Source organism: Adlercreutzia sp. ZJ242, assembly GCF_011038995.1.
Classification (GTDB): domain Bacteria; phylum Actinomycetota; class Coriobacteriia; order Coriobacteriales; family Eggerthellaceae; genus CAAEEV01.
Genome location: NZ_JAAKEE010000004.1, coordinates 93,937 through 115,479, shown reverse-complemented (window position 1 = coordinate 115,479; position 21,543 = coordinate 93,937). Strand labels below are relative to the sequence as shown.

17 protein-coding genes are annotated in these 21,543 nt (G+C 67.6%); 14 read left to right on the top strand and 3 right to left on the bottom strand.

Features of this window, described 5'->3' with window-relative positions; translation table 11 throughout:
• Nucleotides 1-215 precede the first annotated feature (215 nt).
• The 8 genes from G7Y49_RS02495 (at nucleotide 216) to dxr (ending at nucleotide 9,441) form a co-directional block, all read left to right on the top strand.
• Nucleotides 216-1,364: a serine/threonine protein kinase gene (locus G7Y49_RS02495; protein WP_165170876.1), complete on the top strand. Its 1,149-nt coding sequence runs from the start codon at nucleotides 216-218 to the stop codon at nucleotides 1,362-1,364.
• Between the two features lie 254 nt (nucleotides 1,365-1,618).
• Entirely contained in the window at nucleotides 1,619-2,635 is a 1,017-nt protein-coding gene (locus G7Y49_RS02490; protein ID WP_206214523.1) for a DMT family transporter, read from the top strand.
• 460 nt (nucleotides 2,636-3,095) lie between these two features.
• Nucleotides 3,096-4,442, top strand: coding sequence for an MFS transporter (locus G7Y49_RS02485; RefSeq protein ID WP_165170875.1), 1,347 nt, complete (start codon nucleotides 3,096-3,098; stop codon nucleotides 4,440-4,442).
• Between the two features lie 267 nt (nucleotides 4,443-4,709).
• Nucleotides 4,710-5,426 carry a UMP kinase gene (gene pyrH / locus G7Y49_RS02480; protein ID WP_165170874.1) on the top strand — a complete coding sequence of 239 codons (717 nt, stop codon included), beginning with the start codon at nucleotides 4,710-4,712 and terminating at the stop codon, nucleotides 5,424-5,426.
• An 80-nt stretch (nucleotides 5,427-5,506) separates the two neighbouring features.
• Complete coding sequence (frr, locus tag G7Y49_RS02475; RefSeq protein ID WP_241157231.1) at nucleotides 5,507-6,070, top strand: ribosome recycling factor; 564 nt, start codon at nucleotides 5,507-5,509, stop codon at nucleotides 6,068-6,070.
• A gap of 120 nt (nucleotides 6,071-6,190) precedes the next feature.
• The gene (locus G7Y49_RS02470) at nucleotides 6,191-6,970 is read left to right on the top strand and encodes an isoprenyl transferase (protein WP_165170873.1); all 780 of its coding nucleotides are present in this window, start codon (nucleotides 6,191-6,193) and stop codon (nucleotides 6,968-6,970) included.
• Complete coding sequence (locus tag G7Y49_RS02465) at nucleotides 6,967-8,130, top strand: phosphatidate cytidylyltransferase (protein WP_241157230.1); 1,164 nt, start codon at nucleotides 6,967-6,969, stop codon at nucleotides 8,128-8,130. Before G7Y49_RS02470 ends, G7Y49_RS02465 begins: the two co-directional genes overlap by 4 nt.
• Before the next feature lie 69 nt (nucleotides 8,131-8,199).
• A complete protein-coding gene (gene dxr / locus G7Y49_RS02460) occupies nucleotides 8,200-9,441 on the top strand; it encodes a 1-deoxy-D-xylulose-5-phosphate reductoisomerase (RefSeq protein ID WP_241157229.1) in 1,242 nt (413 codons plus the stop codon).
• On the opposite strand, the gene G7Y49_RS02455 is transcribed toward dxr, so the two are convergent.
• The 3 genes from G7Y49_RS02455 to G7Y49_RS02445 all read right to left on the bottom strand — a co-directional run bounded on the left by G7Y49_RS02455 (nucleotide 9,438) and on the right by G7Y49_RS02445 (nucleotide 13,703).
• On the bottom strand, nucleotides 9,438-9,773 hold the full coding sequence (locus G7Y49_RS02455) for a ribbon-helix-helix protein, CopG family (RefSeq protein ID WP_165170871.1): 336 nt from the start codon (nucleotides 9,771-9,773) through the stop codon (nucleotides 9,438-9,440). The two genes, dxr and G7Y49_RS02455, sit on opposite strands and share 4 nt — an antisense overlap.
• On the bottom strand, nucleotides 9,755-10,048 hold the full coding sequence (locus tag G7Y49_RS02450; RefSeq protein ID WP_165170870.1) for a hypothetical protein: 294 nt from the start codon (nucleotides 10,046-10,048) through the stop codon (nucleotides 9,755-9,757). The genes G7Y49_RS02455 and G7Y49_RS02450 overlap by 19 nt, the downstream gene beginning before the upstream one ends.
• 112 nt (nucleotides 10,049-10,160) lie before the next feature.
• Nucleotides 10,161-13,703, bottom strand: coding sequence for a VaFE repeat-containing surface-anchored protein (locus G7Y49_RS02445; RefSeq protein WP_165170869.1), 3,543 nt, complete (start codon nucleotides 13,701-13,703; stop codon nucleotides 10,161-10,163).
• A 541-nt stretch (nucleotides 13,704-14,244) separates the two neighbouring features.
• Here G7Y49_RS02445 and G7Y49_RS02440 point away from each other — a divergent pair.
• The 6 genes from G7Y49_RS02440 to G7Y49_RS02415 all read left to right on the top strand — a co-directional run bounded on the left by G7Y49_RS02440 (nucleotide 14,245) and on the right by G7Y49_RS02415 (nucleotide 21,494).
• Nucleotides 14,245-15,399 carry a site-2 protease family protein gene (locus G7Y49_RS02440; RefSeq protein ID WP_165170867.1) on the top strand — a complete coding sequence of 385 codons (1,155 nt, stop codon included), beginning with the start codon at nucleotides 14,245-14,247 and terminating at the stop codon, nucleotides 15,397-15,399.
• 149 nt (nucleotides 15,400-15,548) lie between these two features.
• Entirely contained in the window at nucleotides 15,549-16,625 is a 1,077-nt protein-coding gene (ispG, locus tag G7Y49_RS02435; RefSeq protein ID WP_255465897.1) for a flavodoxin-dependent (E)-4-hydroxy-3-methylbut-2-enyl-diphosphate synthase, read from the top strand.
• Nucleotides 16,622-18,376, top strand: a complete 1,755-nt coding sequence (locus tag G7Y49_RS02430) for a proline--tRNA ligase (RefSeq protein ID WP_165170865.1) — start codon at nucleotides 16,622-16,624, stop codon at nucleotides 18,374-18,376. Before ispG ends, G7Y49_RS02430 begins: the two co-directional genes overlap by 4 nt.
• A gap of 78 nt (nucleotides 18,377-18,454) precedes the next feature.
• Complete coding sequence (locus G7Y49_RS02425) at nucleotides 18,455-19,108, top strand: HAD family hydrolase (protein WP_165170863.1); 654 nt, start codon at nucleotides 18,455-18,457, stop codon at nucleotides 19,106-19,108.
• A 259-nt stretch (nucleotides 19,109-19,367) separates the two neighbouring features.
• A complete protein-coding gene (locus tag G7Y49_RS02420) occupies nucleotides 19,368-19,829 on the top strand; it encodes a hypothetical protein (protein WP_165170861.1) in 462 nt (153 codons plus the stop codon).
• Nucleotides 19,830-19,841: 12 nt separating this feature from the next.
• Nucleotides 19,842-21,494 (top strand): AarF/ABC1/UbiB kinase family protein, encoded by a 1,653-nt coding sequence (locus G7Y49_RS02415; protein ID WP_165170859.1) that lies wholly within the window; start codon nucleotides 19,842-19,844, stop codon nucleotides 21,492-21,494.
• The last annotated feature ends 49 nt before the right edge of the window (nucleotides 21,495-21,543 follow it).

Here is a 21,543-nt window from a genome sequence, read left to right as displayed (position 1 = left end):
CCGCCGGCCGCGAGCGTGGCGGGCATGTCGGCCGAGGTGCGCTATGCTGCCGCCGTCGACTCCGGAATGGCCGGAACGGGCTGGTAGGAGATCGGGAGAGCATGGCCCCCATCAAAGTTACGCCGTCTTTTCCCTGTGACGTGGCGGTTTGTTAATGCACTCTTCGGCAAAAGGTGGTATAACGACGGAGGCTAGTAAAACGAAAGGAGATTTTCATGGCGAAAATCGTTAATTCCTGGAATGACTGGGATCCGCTGAAGCACGTGATCGTCGGCCGTTGCGACAACGGCATGATCCCGCCCGAGGAGCCCGCGACTTCCGAGAAGGTTCCGGTCGACTCCGACATGCGCGGCATGTGGGGCCTGCGCCCGCTGCGCACGGTGGAGAAGGGCAACGAGGCTCTCGACCGTCTGGTGAAGATCCTCGAGGACCGCGGCGTCAAGGTCGACCGCCCGACGCCTCTGCAGTGGAACCAGAAGATCGCCACGCCTGACTTCACGAACGACTCCATGATGGGCTGCATGCCGCCGCGTGACGTGCTGCTCACCATCGGCAACGAGATCATGGCCGCCGCGCAGTCCTTCCGCTGCCGCTACTTCGAGTACCTGGCGTACTGGCCGCTGATGGAGAAGTACTTCGAGGAGGATCCCGAGTTCAAGTGGACCCAGGCCCCGCGTCCTCGCCTGACTGACAAGTCCTACAAGCACAACTACTACGACGAGTCCATCACGCTCGAGGAGCGCCTGGTGCGCACCGCCAACAAGGACTTCGTGACCACCGAGGTCGAGCCGATGTGGGACGCCGCCGACTGGATGCGCATGGGCAAGGACATCTTCGTCCAGCACGGCCTGACCACCAACCGCGCCGCCATGGACTGGATGCAGCGCTACCATCCCGAGCTGCGCATCCACGCCGTGAACTTCCCCGGCGACCCGTACCCCATCCACATCGACGCCACCTTCGTGCCGCTGCGCCCGGGCCTGATCATCAACAACCCGGTGCGCCCGCTGCCCGAGGAGCAGCGCGCCATCTTCGAGGCGAACGACTGGCAGATCGTCGAGGCGGCCAAGCCGGCTCACACCGAGCCGCCCGAGCTCTGCTACAGCTCCGTGTGGCTGTCCATGAACTGCCTGGTCCTCGACCCGAAGACGGTCGTCGTGGAAGCTTCCGAGGTCTACCAGATGGAGCAGATGGACAAGCTCGGCATGAACGTCATCCCCTGCGACCTGCGCGACGCCTACCCGTTCGGCGGCGGCCTGCACTGCTGCACCGCTGACGTCTACCGCGAGGGCGGCTGCGAGGACTACTTCCCGAACCGCGTCAAGGACTGCACGCTCGTGCGTCCGGAGATGTGGAACGACTAATTTCGTTCCGCCCGTCCTGACGGAGCGGGCGGACCGCTCGATGCTGCGGCTTCCTGCGGCACCTGACCTAGCCCCTTGTTTGGGGCGCGGCGTGGGCGAAGCCCACTTGGCCCCAAGGCGGGGCTATTCCAGGCACCGCAGGAACCCTCGCTGACGTTACGAACGACAGGCGGGTTTGCCGTGGGTTTGCTATGATGATCTGGCACGTGGCTGCGCTGCGTGCCAGATTTTTTGTTGAAGAGGGAAGGGGCTTCGTGGGCGGCGACGGCGACAAGGGCAGGGGCGACTTTCAGATGGACAAGCGGCGCGGCGTCGTCGCGCTGCTCGTGGCGACGACGGGCATGGGCCTGTCGGGGCTGCTCAACCGCGGCGCCACGCGCGTCGACTTCTTCGGCGGCGAGCTCGTGGCGGGCGAGTCCATCGGCGCGTTCATGACGGTCGGCCGCATGGGCATGGGGCTTCTGCTCTTCGCCATCCTGCTCGTGCTCACGCACAAGACGACCCTCTTCCGCCGCACGCGGATCTCGCCCGCCATCGTGCTCGGCGGGCTCTCCGTGGGCGTGTCGTTTGCGTTCTACCTGGTGAGCGCGCTGCTCACCTCGCTCGCCAACGCGGTGTTCCTCATCTACACGGGGCCGCTGTTCTGCACGCTGCTCGCGCGCGCGTTCCGCAAGGAGCCCATCAGCCGCTTCCAGGGGCTGTGCCTCTGCGCGGTGTTCGCGGGCATGCTGCTCACCTCGGGCGTCGTCTCGGTGGGCCCGGGCGGCGTGAGCGTGGGCCTCGCCCTGGCCGCCTCCACGCCGGAGTTCCCGCAGAAGGGCCTCGGCGACGCGCTCGGCCTTCTGTCGGGCGTGTTCTACGGGCTGTCGCTGTTCTTCAACGGCTACCGCAAGGACTGCGACTCCACGGTGCGCGGCGTGTGGAACTTCCTGTTCGCGACGGTGGGGTCGCTCGCCGTCGCGTGCGCCATGTGCGGGACGTGGCCTCTCGGCGAGGTGGCGATGACGCCTGCGAACTGGGGGTTCGCCCTGGCGCTCTGGGTTGTCTGCGGGCCGGTGGGCCTCGGGCTCCTGCTCGTGGCGGGGCGCAACCTGCCGGCCGTGGAGTACTCCACCATCTCGTACTGGGAGTGCGTCGTGTCGCTTCTGGCCAGCGTGCTCGTGTTCCACGAGGCCATGACGGCGGGCACCGTGATCGGCGGCGCGCTCATCCTGGTCGGCGGCGCGCTGCCCGCCATCCAGGCGCTGCGCAGCTCCGCGACTCGCCGCTGACCCGCCGCCCGGGTGCTGTGCAAAGGCGCCCCGCCCGCCGCTTGGGCCCTGCGCAGCTCGCCGCGCATCCCCTGCGCTCACCCCGCCAGATTGCCGTCGCTTCTGCCCCCTGGCCTCTTCGCGGCTCGCCGCTGACCCGCCGCGAAGTGCCGCTGACCTGCCATACCCCCCGCATTTTTCCCATTAAGGGAGTGTAAAGCGCCGTTGAAAGGCGGGTATGGTAGGGTACCCTCGTGGAAGAGTACGCGCAGGGGGCGGGCTAACAGGTAGTCAGCAGATCGGTGTGAGCACGGCAGAAGGTTCGTCGTGCATTGGGCTGAGTCTTCAGCTTGCGGGATCCAGCGATTCGTAGACTGGTTGGTTGGCTTTCCCTTGCCAAAGCTCGAGATGGTGCGAGAGGCGCGCCGCGTGACGCGGCCGCTTGCGCGCGCCGTGAGGCAACAGGGAAGGGAAGCGGTTCATGAGCGAGAGCACCAAGGCTGCCCCATCGGCGGCCTACACTGCCGACGAACAGCAGAAGACCCTCAAGAAGGTGGTCTTCTCCTCGTTCTTGGGGAACTTTATCGAATGGTTCGACTACGCGAGCTACTCGTACCTCGCGACGGTCATAGCGTTGGTGTTCTTCCCCGACGCGGACAAGACCGTCGCCGTCATGAGCACGTTCGGCGTGTTCGCGCTGTCGTTCCTGGTGCGCCCCGTCGGCGCCATATTCTGGGGCAACATGGGCGACAAGAAGGGGCGCAAGTGGGCGCTGTCCATCTCGATCCTGCTCATGAGCGGCGCGACGTTCCTCATCGGCTGCCTGCCGGGCTACGCCGTGCTCGGCGTCGGCGCGCCGCTTCTGCTCCTGCTGCTGCGCATGCTGCAGAGCTTCTCGGCCTCGGGCGAGTACGCCGGCGCGGCCACGTTCATCGCCGAGTACGCGCCGAAGAACCACCGCGGCTTCTACTGCTCCATGGTGCCGGCCTCCACGGCGGCGGGCCTGCTCATCGGCTCGATGTTCGCCACGTTCATGTTCAACGCCTGGGGTGCCACCTCGTCGTTCGTGATCGAGTGGGGCTGGCGCATCCCGTTTCTGCTGGCGCTGCCCCTCGGCTACATCACGCACTACATCCGCACGCACCTGGAGGACTCGCCGGTGTACGCGGAGATGCAGCGCAAGCTCGAGTACACGGGCAACCCGCCTGAGAAGCAGCCCATCCGCACGCTGTTCACCAAGCACTTCAAGGTGCTCGTCATCTCGTTCGGCGCCTGCGTCCTGAACGCCGTGGGCTTCTACGCCGTGCTCACCTACCTGCCGAACTACCTTGAGACCACGCTCAGCTACGACGCGAGCGCGGCGTCGACCATCACCACCATCGTGCTGGTGGTCTACATCGCGTTCATCTTCCTGTCGGGGCGCGTGTCCGACCGCTTCGGCCGCAAGAAGATGCTCATCATCGCGTGCGTGGGCTTCATCGTGTGCACCATCCCGGCGTTCATGCTGCTCGGCACGCTCGACTTCACGGTCATCCTGGCGGTGGAGCTCCTGATGTGCCTCATCCTCACCATCAACGACGGCACGCTGGCGAGCTACCTCACCGAGACGTTCCCCACCGAGGTGCGCTACTCGGGCTTCGCGCTGAGCTTCAACCTGGCCAACGCCATCTTCGGCGGCTCGGCGTCCTACATCTCGTTCTGGCTGATCTCGGTGACGGGCAGCGACATCGCGCCCGCGTTCTACATGGTGTTCATCGCGGTGATCGCGCTGGTGGCCATGATCGCCTCGCACGAGCACGCGAACAAGGACCTCTCCGAGGTGCGGTAGGCGCGGCGCCCTGTCCTGCGGCCGCGGGCGTCCGAAGCGCCCCGCGCGGCGCCTGACCTCGCTGGACCTTGGCGCCCTGCGACGCCAGCTTCGCGCCGACGCCTCCTCTTCGCGCCTTCCCGGAGCCCTCCCGCTTGAGCCTGTCGGCTGGGGCGGGAGGGCTTTTTGTGCGGCGGGGCCGCTGTTTTTGACCTGCGAGGCTGCGCGGGCCTTCGGCTTCGGGTACTATATATAAGATTAAACGTTCTCGACGAAGGGATAGGTTTCATGTCGAACGAATACAAGTACGATCGCGTGCTGCTCAAGCTGTCCGGCGAGGCTTTGGCGGGTGACCTCGGCTACGGAATCGATCCCAAGGTCGTTGACGACCTGGCCGACGAGATCGCCGAGATCGTGCACGACGGCGTGCAGCTGGCGGTCGTCGTGGGCGGCGGCAACATCTTCCGCGGCCTGGCGGGCTCGGCGGAGGGCATGGACCGCGCGCAGGCCGACTACATCGGCATGCTGGCCACGGTCATGAACGCGCTCGCGCTGCAGGACTCCTTCGAGCGCCACGGCGTGTTCTCGCGCGTGCAGAGCGCCATCAACATGCAGGAAGTGTCCGAGCCCTACATCCGCCGCCGCGCCATCCGCCACCTCGAGAAGGGCCGCGTGGTCATCCTGGCCGCCGGCACGGGCAACCCGTACTTCACCACCGACACCACGGCGGCGCTGCGCGCGTGCGAGCTCGACGTGGACTGCCTGATGAAGGCGACGAAGGTCGACGGCGTGTACGACTCCGACCCGAAGAAGAACCCCGATGCGAAGCGCTTCGAGCGCATCACCTACCTGGAGGTGCTCAACCGCGGCCTGAACGTGATGGACGCCACGGCCACGTCGCTTTGCATGGACAACAACGTCCCCATGATCGTGTTCGACCTCACCAAGCGCGGCAACATCAAGGCGGCGCTCAAGGGCGAGGCCGTGGGGACCACGGTGGAATAGCCGAGCATCTGACTGACAGCATGCGCGCCGCGGACCGAGAGGTGCGGCGCGCCCTTTGGAGAACAGGGGAAGGTGGCATCATGGCCGACATTGACGAGATCATGCTTCAAGTTGAGGAGCGCATGGAGAAGGCGATCGACGCGCTGGGCGACAACTTCGCCTCCGTCCGCACGGGCCGCGCGAGCGCCCTTTTGCTCGACCGCATCAAGGTTGACTACTACGGCGTGCCCACGCCCATCAACCAGATGGCCGGCGTCAAGACGCCCGAGGCGCACCTGCTGGTGGTCGAGCCGTGGGACAAGTCGATGCTGCGCGCCATCGAGCACGCCATCCTCGAGAGCGACCTGGGCGTGACCCCCAACAACGACGGCTCGGTCATCCGCCTGCCCTTCCCGGCGCTCACCGAGGAGCGTCGCCGCGAGCTGGTCAAGCAGTGCCGCACCTTCGCGGAGGAGGCGCGCGTGGCCGTGCGCAACGCCCGCCGCGACGCGAACACCGCCATCGACAAGGCGCAGAAGAACGACAACCTGCCCGAGGACGAGGCCAAGCGCGCTGAGGTCGAGGTGCAGAAGACCACCGACAAGTTCGTCGCCGAGGTCGACGCCTTGCTGAAGAAGAAGGAAGCCGAGGTCATGGAGATCTAAGGGGCGCCGGAGCGCTTCTCGCTGACGTTGCGAACGACCAGGGTCTCTCTGCCTGCTGTCTCTTCGCAGCGGCAGGCCGGGATCTCGTCCCCTCTGACACCTTGAGGTGGTGATGGTGCTGTGAACAGGACGCTTGACTACATATTCCCCAACCCGCCCGCCGGGCTCGACCCGACGGCGCTCGACTGCGCGAACATCCCCGAGCACGTCGCCGTCATCATGGACGGCAACGGGCGCTGGGCGAAGAAGCGCGCGCTCAATCGCCTGCGCGGGCACAAGGCGGGCATCGAGGCGGTGCGCGAGACGATTCGCTGCGCATCTGACCTGGGAGTTCGCTATCTCACCATCTACTCGTTCTCCACGGAGAACTGGAGGCGGCCCCAAGACGAGGTCATCGGCCTCATGGACCTGTTCGCCAAGACCATGCTCGCCGAGGTCGACGGCCTGCATGAGGAGCACGTGCGCGTGATGACCATCGGCGACGTGTCGGCGCTGCCCGACGAGACGCGCGCGGCGTTTGACGAGGCGTGGGAGAAGACGAAGGGCAACGACGGCATGACGCTCGTGGTGGCCGTGAACTACGGATCGCGCCAGGAGATGCTACATGCCGCGCAGGCGTGCGCCCAGCATGCCGTGGAGGCGGCGCGCGAGACGGGCGAGGTGCCCGCCATCACCGAGGAGCTGTTCGAGCGCGGCCTCTACACCGCCGGCATCCCCGACCCCGAGCTGCTCATCCGCACGTCGGGCGAGATGCGCGTGTCGAACTTCCTGCTGTGGCAGATCGCGTACTCCGAGTTCGTGTGCACCGACGTGCTGTGGCCCGACTTCGACCGCTACGAGCTTCTGCGCTGCCTGTTGGAGTACCAGCGGCGCGACCGTCGCTTCGGGGGAGTCAAGTGAGGGATCCTGAGGCGAAAGGCCAGCTCACCGAGAAGCAGCGGGAGGCGCGCGCCCGCCTGCGCACGCGCACGGCGTGCCTGCGCGCGCAGGCGTCGTCCGACCTGCCGCCCTTCAGCACGCGCCCGACCACGAAGGACCTGGTCGAGCTCGACGAGGACGCATCCTCGCAGGCCTTGCCCTCCGACGCTGCCAGCGCCGTCCCCGACGGCCCGCCTTGGCGCTACGGCATGACGCCGGAGGAGCGCGCCGAGCTGCTCGAGCGCAAGGGGCACCGCGCCGAGAAGCGCCAGAAGATCAAGGCGGCCGCGCTCGACAAGACGCCCGAGAAGCTGAAGAACCCCTCGGGCTTCCAGGTGCGCTTCCGGACGGGCGCGGTGTACACGGTCGTCACCGTGGCCTGCGTGCTGGCGGGCGACTTGCCCATGCTGTGCATGCTCATGGTGATGGCCGGCATCTGCGCGGGCGAGTTCTACTACATGCTGCGCTCCGACGCGAAGCTGCCCAACGAGATGCTCGGCATCATCGCGACGGTGCTCTACCCGCCGAGCGTGTACTTCTACGGGCTTGCGGGCGCCTTGATCGTGAGCCTCGGGCTGCTTCTGGCGCTTCTGGTCTGGTACGTGTTCTGGCTGCGCGCGCGCATCCCCGACGTGGGCGTGAGCTTCTTCGGCGCGGCGTACACGGGCCTTCTGCTGTGCGGGCTGGTCATCGTGCGCCAGGCGCTCGGCGACCCGTGGGGCGGCGTGGCGGTGCTGCTGCTGTTCGTGAGCGTGTGGGCCAACGACGCGTTCGCCTACCTGGTGGGCAGCAAGATCGGCAAGCACAAGCTGGCGCCGCGCACCAGCCCGAAGAAGAGCTGGGAGGGGTTCATCGCGGGCCTGGTCGGCTCGGTGGCGTTCTGGTGCGTGCTGTCGCTCGTGCCGGGCATCACCATGCCCATTCCCATGGCCGTGGTGTTCGGCCTGGTCTGCGGGCTCATGGAAGTGCTGGGCGACCTGGCCGAGAGCCGCATCAAGCGCAACTCGGGGTTCAAGGACTCGGGGACCATCATGCCGGGGCACGGGGGCCTGCTCGACCGCTGCGACTCCATCTTCCTGGCGTCCATCACCGCGTCCATCCTGCTCATCGCAGGCGGGTGCATACCCTATTCGGTGTTCTAGCGTTTTGACGGCGCACGCTGCGAGCGGGCTCTGCCGCCTGCGGCGCGCGCTGCTTTCGGAGGGATGACATTGGCTAAGAAGCGCGTTGTTGTTTTGGGATCGACGGGGTCCATCGGCACGCAGACGCTCGACGTGGTGCGCCAGCATGCCGACAAGCTCGAGGTCGTGGCGCTGGCGGTCGGCACGCGCACGGACGAGCTGCTCGCGCAGGCGCGTGAGTTCGGCGTGCGGCATTTGGCCGTGGGGCGCGAGGAGGCGGCGGGCCTGCCCGTGGCTGACGAGCTGCTCGCGCAGGCGCGCGGCGGCGAGGGCTCAGGCTCAGGCTCGCTGGCGTTCGGGCCCGAGGGCGTGGCGGCGCTCGCGCACCTGCCCGAGGCCGACGTCGTGGTGAACGCGCTGGTGGGAGCTGCCGGCCTGCGCGCGAGCTTCGAGGCGCTCAGCGCGGGGAAGGTGCTCGCGCTCGCCAACAAGGAGTCGCTCGTGGTGGGGGGCGACCTCATCATGCCGCTGGCGGCGCGCGTCGACGAGCAGCGCCGCGTGCGCGGCGCGGCCCCGAAGGCGGGTCCTGCGGGCGCGCTCATGCCGATCGACTCCGAGCACGGCGCCATCTACCAGTGCCTCCTGGGCGAGGACGAGCGCGAGGTGTCGCGTCTGTGGGTGACGGCCTCGGGCGGCCCCTTCCGCGGGAGGAAGCGCGCCGAGCTCGAGGGCATCACGCCTGCGCAGGCGCTCGCGCATCCCACGTGGAACATGGGCGCCAAGATCTCCATCGACTCCTCGACGCTCATGAACAAGGGCCTCGAGGTCATCGAGGCGCACCACCTGTTCGCCATGCCCTACGACAAGATCGAGGTGGTGGTGCAGCCGCAGAGCGCCATCCACTCCATGGTCGAGTACTCGGACGGCAGCGTGAAGGCGCACCTCGGCACCACCGACATGCGCATCCCCATCCAGTTCGCGCTCTCGTACCCCGAGCGCTGGAGCGCGCCGGTGGCCCCGCTCGACTTCCGCACGCTCGGCTCGCTCGAGTTCGCCGCGCCCGACACCGAGACGTTCCGCTGCCTGGCGCTCGCTCGCGAGGCGGGGCGCACGGGCGGCACGCTGCCCTGCGCCATGAACGCTGCGAACGAGGTGGCCGTGGCGGCGTTTCTGGCCGAGGAGGGGACCTACCTCGGCATCGCCGCGTGCGTGGAGGCCGTCATGGAGGCTCATGCGGCCGAAGGCGTCCAGCAGGTGGAGAGCCTCGGCCAGCTCGAGGAGGTCGACGCCTGGGCGAGGGCGAAGGCCCGCGCCTGGGTCAAGGCCCGCTAGGCTCCATCGCCAGCGCCCTCAGGCTCCTCGCTCTCGAGGAGTCCGAGGGCGTCCTCCACTGCACAGCGAAGGAACTCGGAGCGCGAGCAACCTTGCTCTTTGACGGCTTCGTCGACGCGCTTCAACTGGGATCTTCCTATCTTGAAGGTGACGCTGACGAGCTCGTCATCTTCAAAGAGGGGAGGCCGGCCGTAGCGGACGGTGACAGACTTGGCTTCGGGCCATTCTCCGCGATCGTAAGCATCGGCATCGCGCTTGAGCTGCTCGATTTCCTCTCGCGTCATGCCGAGCTTTTCCATGAGATCCTTGTCAGTCAGTACGACGGCTTCCATTTGAGCCTCCTCGTTCTCTTCTGCAGGTTGAGCGCGCGGAGCGACCGTGTGGTCGGAGGAGTGTTCGCGTGGTAGATCAGGATCCCGAAGTCCTTCGCTCGCCCGGTCATCTCGATTACTCGGCCATTCTGGTCTGGCCCGACAGCCACATAGTCGACGAAGCCGTCCTTTCGCTCGATTCGCGTGCAGACCACTGCGTTCTTCCATGCGTGTGCGATCTGGCTCTCGTCGAGTCCGTGCTTGAGGGCGTGTTCCGCAATGGCAAGGTAAGACAAAATGTTTCCTTAATTCGTCTTACAATAGTATTATAAGACGAAAGTAGAAGGCCGTCAACGAGATGGTGCCGTCGTCTTCGGGGCGGCGGCGCGCCGCCCCGGGCTTTCCCTGCTAGCGCTGTCGGCGGGATCTTATGCGGGCTGCGACGAGGGCGACCCCGGCGATGGCTGCGAGGGCGGCTGCGAGTTGGAAGGGCCGAGAGCTGTCGCCGGTTCGGGGCAGGGAGCCTGGGGGCGGCTGGCTTGCGACGGCGGCCCCATGCTCCTCCTCCACGGAGCTTACGGAGACGGTCTGGCTCTCGTCGGCAGGGTCCTCGTGGGAGGCGACCTCGACGCCGTCGCGGGTCAGCTTCTCAAACGCCACGATATTGCGCCCGGAAATCCCCGTGCTGTCGAAGTCAAAGGCGACCTTGACGGCGCCGGTCGGCGCTTCAGGCGTGAAGGCGGTGCTGCCGACCACGGGCGCACCTGAGGCGTCGAGCAGCGGCGTGACCCCAGGCGAGCCTGACGCGTCGGATGAGCCTCCTGCGCCTTCGTCGGCTATCATGAGCGTGCCGCAGGCGACGTACTCCTTGCCGGGGACGAGGCCCTCGTACGCCACGATGTCGATGACGCTGCTCTCGGGATCGGCGCGCACGAGGTGGTCGCCGTCGGCGGCGTCAGCGGCCGTCGTCGAGACCGCGGGACTCTCAAGCTCGATGGTCTGCGCGGCGTTCTCGAGGTCGGCGTGCGCCGCGAGGACGCGTTCGCCTTGTCGCAGCTCCTCGAAGCCGACGACCTGCGCGCCGCCTTGCCCTGCGGCGTTGAACGCGAAAGTTGCCTCGACGGTGCCGCTCGGCTTCTCGGGCGTGAACTCAACCTGGGCGGTCACCTCGTTGCCGTCGGCGTCGAGGTAGGCGCTGCCCGTGTCCTTGTCCATGAGCGTGCCGCGCAGGACGTATGCGCGCCCGTCGGCTACGAGGTTGCGGTAGCTCACCATGTCGATGATGGCGGCGTCGACGTCGGCTGAGGCGGTGCCGTCGCCGTCCTGCACGTCGACGGCCTTCGTGCTGATCGCGGGAGTCTCCACGCGGACGGTCTGCTCGTAGTCGTCCAAGTCCTCGTGTGCGGCGATCACGGTGCCGGGCGCCTCTGCGGCGGCGATCTGCTCGAAGCACACCAGGTCGCGCCCGCCGAGCGCCAGCGCGTCGAACGTGAAGGCAAGCTCGGCGTAGCCGGTGGTCTTCTCGGGCGTGAGCTCTCTCGAAGCTGTCACAGGTTGCCCGTCGGCATCGAGGACGGCTTCCCCGGTGGCTTTGTCCATGAGCATGCCCGTGAGCACGTAGGGCTTGCCGGCGGTGAGCCCTCCGTATGCGACGCGGTCGATGACGCGCGCGTCAGCGGCGCCGAGCAGCGCCTTGTCGCCGTCAAGCGCGTCGCGCGCGGCGGTGCTGATCGAAACCTCGCCTGCTGACTGGTCGTCGAGGGTTCCCAGGTTGACGCTGTAGCCGTCGCGCGCGATGGCCACGTCGGCAAGCTCGACGAGCTCCAGGTGCTCGTTCGCCGCGACGGGCAGCTCCTCGATGGTGTAGACGTCGTAGGGCAGCGCTGAGAGGCTGTCATCAGCCTTGGTCAGCGATCCGGTTGAGGTGAGCCCGAACCACACGCCCGCTGACGCGTCGAGCTTCGCCTCGTCTACCGTTCCGTCAGCGTTGAGCGCGGCGTCGTTGGCGTTGGTGCGGGTCGTATGGGAGATCCACGCCGCGTTCGTCTTGGCCTCGCCGTTGCTATCGGTCACGATGACGTGCCACTCGCCCGTGGTCTGCGAGGTGATCTTGAAGGGGATGCCCGAGAGGCGCTTCTGGTCGCTCTCGCGTGTCTTCACGAACTCCAAGTCTCCGCGCTTGACCTGGTCGTAAGCGGCGCCATCTGAGCTTCCGCTCGCCCCGAGCGCCACGATCGCGCCTTCCTCGCGGATTGTGAACGTGCGCTCCTCCTGGTCGGTGGGCAGGTACCCCGTGCCCGCAGACGTCTCCTCGATAGCGTACGTCCCGTAGGGCAACGCGTCGGCGGCGGTGGCAGCCACGCCGTCATGCGCGACGATGGTGGCGACCACCTCTCCAGGCTTGCGCCACGTGCCGTTCGCGTAGACAGCGCGTGGCGACTTGTTCGTGACGGCGAAGGTGGTTCCGTCAATCGAGGCTGCGCCCAAAGGCGTCAGAAGTCGGCTCTCAGCATCGCGCTTCTCGATGGACACGCCGCCGCGTATGACTTGCTCAGGCACGGTAGGCGCCCGGTAGGTGCGCACGTCCTCGCCGGTGCCCGTGCTCGTGACGTGGCGAATGATCACCTCGCCGCTGTTCGCGAGGTAGCCCTCGGGCGCCCTCACCTCCTGGATGAGCACGGTTCCCAAGGGGATGGCTGTCTGCCCGCGCGAGTTCCGGGGCAGGTTTCCGCCGTCCGGCGTGTGCGCGTTGCCGAGCGGCGCATGCCCGTTTTCGTCGGTGTTCACGAGCCAGGTCGCCGTGGGCGCTCCCGACGCCTCGGCTTGGGCGGGCGTGTCGTAGTAGCCGTCGAAGTAGCGGACGGAGAACTGCGCGTTTTCCAGCGTTGCCGCGCCTTGCGGGATGTTGGTTCTCGTCTCGAGGTCGGCTTTGGCGAGCCAGAGATCTGCGGGGCCGCTCTGTGGGATTTCCTCTACGTCGAGGCGCGCGGTCTGCCCGCCAGATATGCTCACCTCATGGGTTGCGCTGTCGAGCGCGTAGCCTTTGGAAGGTGCCTTCTCCTTGACGTAGCAGGTGCCCGCGGCAAGTCCTTCGGCGCGCGCCCAGCCGTCGGCGTTCGTGGTTATCGTGATGAGCTCGGACGTGCATGCGCTGTCGCGATACACTCCGTAGATGGCGCCTGCGAGCGAATAGCAAGCGTTATCGCTGGTAAGGGAAGGGTTTGCCGATGACTTCCACAGCTCGAGGCCGCCTGTCGGCTCATGGGGGCACACCACGACGATGTTCTGCGTCTTCCCGGTGCTCAAGGCGTAGCAGGAGTCGACGTAGGCGCTGCGCGTCGAGCTCGGCAGCGCCTGCCACGCGGCGATCATGCGCATGTACACGCCGTCGGGGTTCGCCGATTCGCCCATGCCCGCATATTGGACCCAGTACTTCTGCCCTTGGCAGTAGTAGCCGTAGTACCGTCGAAACGCTTTAGAGCAGCCGGTGAGGGCGGCGTCGGCGTCCCAGTACATGCGGTCGGCGATGAGGATGTGCGTGATGGCGTAGTAGTTGTCATCGGTCATGGGAGAGCCGTCGTACCAGGTAGACGGCCACATGCTCGGGTTGAACCCCGGGCCGCCGTAGCCGAAGTACAAAACTGCTGCGGGACTTTCCACGTTTGACCCTCCCTCGTAGGCGTCGCGCAGCGAGAGCTTCGGGTAGGTGCCGGGTGCGGGCGTGAGCTTCGAAGGCTGCGCGCAATAGGCCGTCCAGCCGTTGCCGTCGGAGAACAAGGTGGTGCCGTAGTTGTCGTAGCGGATGTCGCGCCCCACGGAGAGCCGGCCGGTGTCGGCGTAGGCTTGCCGCGAGCACGCGAAGCTCGTGAGCGGGATGAGGCCTGCTGCGATCGCGAGGGCCAGAAAGAGCCTCGCCGCCCTCGAGGCTGCCTGCCGTTGCGCTGCTTGCATGGTCGCTCCTTTCTGCGCGGTTGCGCTGAGGGATGTTCGCTTTGCCCCAAGCGTAGAGGACCCGCCTGGCAGATGCATGGCGGGGGATTGGCGGATTGCTGCGCGAGATTTGATGAGGAATCGACGCGGTGGGGGAGAGGGCGCCTGCGCGCGCGAGGTGCGCATGGGCAGGAGGATGCGCGCGCGGCGGACGTGCGTCTGGCAGAGACCCTTCTTCGGCCATCGCAGATCTGGTAGAAGCCCATCACAATCTGGCGCATATCAAGCGGGATGTTGGCGCAAATCGGACGCTGCGGCAGGAGCTGATGCGCTACGTCCCTAGCCGGATAAGACATGGTGCTTCTGCTTCGGGGCGCGCTTCTGGCAAAATCGCGCAGCGCTTGTAGGTTTTTCTCGCATGCGGGCCGGGCGGTATTTCGCTTCCCTATAATGATCAGCGAAAACGCAACGGCGAGAGCGCAGGGGCCTGACGCGGCCCCGGCGCGCCGCTCGCCTAGCGCGCCTTATGCAAAGGCGCGCGCTGATCGGGAAAGCGAGGCCCATGACCACGTTCGTTATGATCGTCTGCGCCGTTCTGGCCCTGTGCTTCCTCGTGTTCATCCACGAGGCGGGGCACTTCCTGGCGTCGCGCGCCTTCGGCGTGCGCGTGACCGAGCTCATGCTGGGCCTGCCGGGGCCGGGCATCGGGTTCACGAAGGGCGGCACGCGCTACGGCGTGACCGCGGTGCTCTTGGGCGGCTATGCGCGCGTGTGCGGCATGGAGGCCGGCGAGATGAGCCCGCATCTGAGAGACGTGCTGGCGGCGCTGTACCGCCGGGGCACGGCCACCATGGAGGACGTCGCCGCCGACTGCGGCATCACCGACGACGAGGCGTACGAGGCGCTCGAGGAGCTCGTCGAATGGGGCAGCTGCTCGGGTCCCACGAAGAAGGACCAGTTCAACACGTATCGCGCGCCCGAGGTGCGGCCCACGGGGAAGCAGCTCAGAGCCGCGCGCGCCGCGCATCCCGCCGGCGTGGTCGACCCCTCGCTCGCCGTTCGGCCCGCGGCTCCCGCCCTCGCGTCCTACGCGCTCGGCGAGCCGCGCCCCGTCGACGACCCGCAGGCCCTCTTCGACCGCGAGCACGCCCAGCAGTACCGCTCGCTGCCCTTCTGGAAGCGCTCGGCCATCCTGCTCGCAGGCCCGCTCGTGAACCTGCTGTTCACCATGGTCGCGTTCGTCGTGATCTACTCGGTCATCGGCGTCGACCTGCGCTACGTCGACACCGGCGAGGTGATCCACTTCCACGCCACGCCGCTGCAGTCCATCCAGGCGGGCTTCGCCTACATCGGGATGGTGGTGCAGGCGGTCGCGGGGCTGTTCAACCCGGCGACGGCGGCGCAGACGGTCGAGAGCTCGGCGTCCATCGTGGGCATCGTCGCCATGTCGGGCGACTTCTTCGAGAAGGGCTTCGTGGACAGCCTCTTCTTCATGGCGATGATCTCGGTGTCGCTCGGCATCATGAACCTGCTGCCCATCCCGCCGCTCGACGGCGGCCGCTTCGCGGTGGAGGTGTTCCAGAAGCTCACGCGCAAGACGGTGCCGACGAAGGTGATGGGGTACCTGACCGTCGCGGGCATGGTCTTGTTCCTGGGCTTCTTCGCGATTATGCTGAGCCAGGACGTGCAGCGGCTCTTCGCGGGATTCTACTCATAGGAAGGCGGGGCGAAGCGACGGGGCGCCGCCTGCCGGGGCGAAGCGGCAGGGCCGTGCGTCCCGCGCCGGAGCGAAGCGCCGTGCGTCGCCGTGCGTCGCCCGCGCCCTCGCATCGGGCGCCCTCGCATCGGAAAGGAAGGCTGACGAAGTTGGGAGAGACGAGAACTGAGAAGCCGCGCTTCTCCACCCGCCAGGTGATGGTGGGTGATGTGGGCGTGGGCGGCGGCGCGCCGGTGGCGGTGCAGTCGATGCTGAACGCGCCCGCGACTGACGTGGCGGCGAACCTCGCGCAGATCGACGCGCTCGCGCACGCGGGCTGCGAGATCGTGCGCATGGCCATCCCGCACATCGACTGCGTCGACGCGTTCGCGGCGGTCTGCGAGGCGTCGCCTCTGCCCGTGGTCGCCGACGTCCACTTCGACGCGCAGATCGCCATCGAGGCGGCGCGGCGCGGCGCGGCCAAGCTGCGCATCAACCCCGGCAACATCGGCGGCCTGTCCAAGACCGACGAGGTCATCGAGGCGGCACGCGCGGCGGGCATCCCCATTCGCATCGGCGTGAACGCGGGCTCGCTCGACCGCGCGCTCAAGGAGCGCGCCGACCTCACGCTGCCGCAGAAGCTCGCCGCGTCGGCGGCCGACTACGTGCGCTACTTCGAGGAGGAGCGGGGCTTCACGGACGTGGTGGTGTCGGCCAAGGCGCATGACGTGCAGGCCACCATCGACACCTACCGCCTGCTCGCCGCCGAGATCCCGCACGTCCCGCTGCACATCGGCGTCACCGAGGCGGGCACGGCGTTCCAGGGCGTCATCAAGAGCGCGTGCGGCCTCGGCGTGCTGCTCGAAGAGGGCATCGGCGACACCATGCGCATCTCGCTCACCGACGACCCCGTGCTCGAGGTGCGCGCGTGCTGGACGCTGCTCGGCGCCCTGGGCCTGCGCCAGCGCTCCCCGGAGCTCATCAGCTGCCCCACGTGCGGCCGCTGCCAGGTGGACCTCATCAGCCTCGCGCAGCAGGTGGAGGAGCGCGTCGCCGCCATCCCCGAGCCGCTCAAGGTGGCCGTCATGGGGTGCGTGGTCAACGGCCCCGGCGAGGCCGCCGATGCTGATATCGGGGTGGCTTGCGGAGACGGCGCGGGAGTGGTGTTCTCCCATGGTAAAATCGTCCGAAAAGTTGACGAGTCGGCAATCGTCGACGCCCTGATGGAGGAGATAGAGAAGCTATGACCAATGTAATGCGCATGAGCAAGCTGTACGCACCCACGCTCAAGGAGGACCCGACCGACGCGGAGATAGCGAGCCATCGCCTGCTTCTGCGCGCGGGCATGATCCGCAAGACGGCGTCGGGCGTGTACACGTTCCTGCCGCTCGGCCAGCGCGTGCTCTCGAAGGTCGAGAACATCGTGCGCGACGAGATGAACGGCATCGGGAGCCAGGAGATCATGATGCCGGCGCTGCAGCCCTCCGAGCTGTGGCACGAGAGCGGCCGCTGGAACGACTACGGCCCCGAGCTCATGCGCCTGGTCGACCGCCACGACCACGGCTTCTGCCTCGGGCCCACCCACGAGGAGCTCATCACCTCGCTCATCCGCAACGAGCTGCGCTCCTACAAGCAGCTTCCCTGCTCGCTGTACCAGATCCAAGTCAAGTTCCGCGACGAGATCCGCCCGCGCTTCGGGCTTCTGCGCTCGCGCGAGTTCATCATGAAGGACGCCTACAGCTTCCACGCCACCCAGGAGTCGCTGCAGGAGACCTACGACGACATGAGCGGCGCGTACGGGCGCATCTGCGAGCGCTGCGGGCTGGACTACCGTCCCGTCGAGGCCGACTCGGGCCAGATCGGCGGCAAGGTGACCACCGAGTTCATGGCGCTGGCCGAGGCGGGCGAGGCCGAGCTCGTGCACTGCACCTGCGGCTACGCCGCCAACACCGAGGCGGGCGACTGCCTGGCCCGTCCCACGGTGCACGAGGCCGCGCAGATGGAGAAGATCTCCACGCCCGGCATCCACACCATCGAGGACCTCGCGGAGTTCCTGGACATCCCGGCCACGTCCACGGTCAAGGCGCTCTCCGGCAAGGACGCCGAGGGCAAGTTGGTGGTCATGTTCATCCCGGGCGACCACGAGCTCAACGAGATCAAGGCCGAGCGCGCCGTGCCCGGGTTCACGCTGCTGACCGACGAGGAGATGCTCGCGTTCGGCCTGCACAAGGGCTCGATGGGCCCGGTCGGCCTTCCCGCGGGCGCCCGCGTGGTGGCCGCCACCAGCCTGCAGGCCGTGCCCCAGTGGGTCGTCGGCGCGAACGAGGAGGGCTTCCACTTCGTCGGCGCGCGCCTCGGCGAGGACTTCCAGGTTGACGCGTGGGCTGACCTCTGCGTGGTGAAGCCGGGCGACTGCTGCCCCTCCTGCGGGCTGCCGCTCGAGGGCGCGCGCGGCATCGAGGTGTCGCAGGTGTTCCAGCTCGGCACGAAGTACTCCGAGACGATGGGCGCCACCTTCGCCGACGAGGACGGCAACGAGCAGCCCTTCATCATGGGCTGCTACGGCGTGGGCGTGTCGCGCACGCTGGCGGCCGTGGTCGAGCAGCACAACGACGAGCACGGCATCATCTGGCCCATGTCGGTGGCGCCGGCGCACATCTGCGTGGTCCCGCTGACGGTGGGCGACGAGGAGGTGCAGCCCGCCGCCGAGAAGCTCGCGCGCGACCTCGCGGAGGTGGGCTTCGAGGTGGTCATCGACGACCGCAACGAGCGCGCGGGCGTGAAGTTCGCCGACGCCGACCTCATCGGCTGGCCGCTGCAGGTGATCGTGGGCAAGCGCGGCCTGGCCGAGGGCATGGTCGAGGTGAAGCTGCGCCGCACGGGCCAGAAGAAGAACGTGCCGCTCGCCTCCATCGCCGAGCTGATGGCCTTCGCGCACCGCAACCTGAAGAACGCGCGCCCCGACGGCCTGGGCAGCTTCAGCACGATCTTCTCGTAAGCCCGCCTATGACGCGCTTCCGGCGGGCGGCCCGCGACGCGGACGCCGCCCGCCGGAAGGCAGGAGGAAAGCCGCTGCATGTCACATGAGATACAAGGCGTGCTGTTCGACCTGGACGGCACGCTCATCGACACCCATGACCTGATCCTGTCGTCGTTCCGCCACGCCACGCGAGAGGTGCTCGGAAGGGAGCTTCCCGAAGAGGTGCTCATGCAGAAGGTGGGGCAGCCGCTCGTGGTGCAGATGTGGGACTTCGCGGACGACGACGCCACCCACGAGCTGCTCGTGCGCACCTACCGCGAGCACAACCACTCCATCCACGACGCCATGGTGCATACGTTCCCGCAGGTGAAAGAGGTGCTCGAGGCGCTTTCCGCGGAAGGGTACCCCATGGGCGTGGTCACGTCGAAGCGGCATGCGCTCGCGCAGCGCGCGCTCGACGTGCTCGGCATCGCGCCGAACTTCAAGTTCCTGGTGGGTCCCGACGACTACCCGGCGCACAAGCCCGACCCCGGCCCGGTGGAGCACGGCTGCGACCTGCTCGGCCTGCGCCCCGAGACGTGCCTGTACGTGGGCGACAGCCCGTTCGACATGCAGGCGGGCAACGGCGCGGGGTGCGTGACGGTCGCCGCCACCTGGGGCATGTTCCCGCCCGAGGTGCTCGCCGCCGAGGGCCCCGACTTCACGCTCGCCTCCATTACCGAGCTGCCCGCCCTGCTCGCGCGGCTGTAGGGCGGCTCGGCCTCGTGGGCCGCGGGCCCCGCGTCCGCTCGCGGGTTCCGTGGGCTGCGGGCCTCGCGTCCGCTTGCGTCCGCCCGCGGGTTCCGCGCTCGTTCGCGGGTCGCATGCCGCCTCGGCAACGGCTCGTCCCCGGGCGTGGTTTTTCGTCACCCCGCGAGCCTGCGCTGTGCGAGGTGGTAACATGGGAGGCGGGGCCTGCGCACGTGGCGCTCCCCCAGGCGAATGAATCACGAGGATTCGGAGGCACACCATGTCGAGCATCACCGATGGGTTCAGGGACGCGTTTCTCGCTGGCGTAGGCGCGGTAGCCATGGGCGCCGAGAAGTCGAAGGAGCTGGTCGAGCAGCTGATCGCGAAGGGCGAGATCACGGTCGACCAGGGACGCCAGCTCAACGAGGAGCTCAAGCACCAGGCCGTCACGGCGACCACGACCCTGCGCGAGGAGTCGATCGCCGCGCAGCTGTCGGCCATGACGGCGCAGGAGCGCGAGGCGTTCGCCGCCAAGGTGGCTGAGATGGCCGCCGCGGCCAACGCCAAGGACGCGCTCAAGGACGAGCCTGCCGCCGAGCCCGCGCCCGCCGCAGCTGAGCCGGCCGCGCCCGCTGACGCCGCAGCTGCAGCCGATGTCGCCGACGCCGACGCTGCCGACGCCGCCGCTGAGCCCGCGCCCGCGGAAGCCGAGGCCCCGCAAGGAGAGGCGCCTGCCCAGTAGGCAGGCCACCGCATGGCTGACAACACGCTGCTCAAGTACATATTCAGCGAGCAGGTCGAGGTGGACCCCGAGGGGCGCTTCGACCTGTCTCCCAAGACGCGCCGCGCGCGCATGGCCGAGATCCTGAAGATCGTGCGCAAGCACAAGCTCATGAGCTCGGTCACGCCCGAGGAGTTCCGCGCCATGCTCGAGGACCTGGGGCCCTCGTTTGTGAAGATCGGGCAGACGCTCTCCACGCGCTCCGAGATCCTCCCGCAGGCGTACTGCGACGAGCTCTCTAAGCTGCAGGCCGAGTGCGAGCCGCTTCCCTTCGCGGACATGCTCGCCGCGCTCGACGCCGAGTACGGCCCGCGTCGCCCGGAGATCTTCGCCGAGATCGACCCCACGCCGCTCGGCAGCGCCAGCCTGGCGCAGGTGTACCGCGCGCGCCTGGCCACGGGCGACCAGGTGGCGGTGAAGGTCCAGCGCCCGGGCGTGAAGGCCACCATGGCGCTCGACATCGACATCATGCGCATGCTGGCGCGGCGGGCCTCGCGCGTGATGAAGGACGACCAGTTCCTCGACTTGCGCGAGGTGGTCGAGGAGATGTGGCAGACGTTTCTGGAGGAGACGGACTTCCGCCGCGAGGCCGAGAACCTCGAGGAGTTCGCGCGCCTCAACGAGAAGTGCGTGTTCATCGGCTCGCCGCACGTGTACTCCGAGCTGTGCACCGAGTACGTGCTCGTCATGGAGTACGTCGAGGGCATCCCCATCAACCAGTCGGCGCGGCTTCTCGCCGCGGGCTACGACCTCGAGGAGATCGGCGTCAAGCTGCTCGACAACTACGCCACCCAAGTGCTCGACCACGGCTTCTTCCACGCCGACCCGCACCCCGGCAACCTCATCATCCGCGGCGGGCAGATCGTCTACATCGACCTGGGGATCATGGGGCGCCTGAGCGACCGCGACCGCGCGGGGTTCACGGGCATCATCAAGGCGGTGGGCAGCCGCGACGCCGCCGAGCTCAAGGAGGCGCTCATCCGCTTCGCCGTGCAGAAGGACAACTCCGCCATCGACCACACGCGCTTCCTCGCCGACCTCGACGGGCTTCTGGCTGACTACGGCTCGGTCGACATCAGCCAGATCGACGTGGGGAACATGCTCAACGACATCATGGCGCTCACGCGCTCGTGCCGCGTGATGCTGCCGAGCTCGGTGACGAACGTGGCGCGCGGGCTGGTGACGGTGGAGGGCACGGTGGCCGCCTACATCGCCGACCAGAACATCGTGTCCATCATCAACGACCACCTCAAGCGCGAGGCGGACAAGTCCGAGATGCTCGCGTTGGCGCTGCAGGAGCTCGCGCTCGCGCTGCGCGCGTCGGGCAAGGGGGCGCTCGAGGCGTCGGCCTACGCGGGCGAGACGCTCAAGATGCTCACGCGCGGCCAGCTCAAGGTGAACATGGAGATGACCGGCTCCGACGAGCCCTTCCGCAAGCTGTCGAAGCTGTTCACGCGCGTGACCTTGGCGCTCATCGTGGCGGGGCTGTTCATGGGGTCGTCGATGCTGTCGCTGTCGTCGATGGAGCCGCGCGTGCTCGGCGTGCCCGTGCTCGCCGCCGTCGGCTACGTGAGCGCGTTTCTGCTGTCGGTCTGGATCGTGCTCGACATCTGGCGACGGAAGTAGGGCGGCGTGTTACACTAACGGTTCACGTTTGGCTCCCGTTCCCGATGTT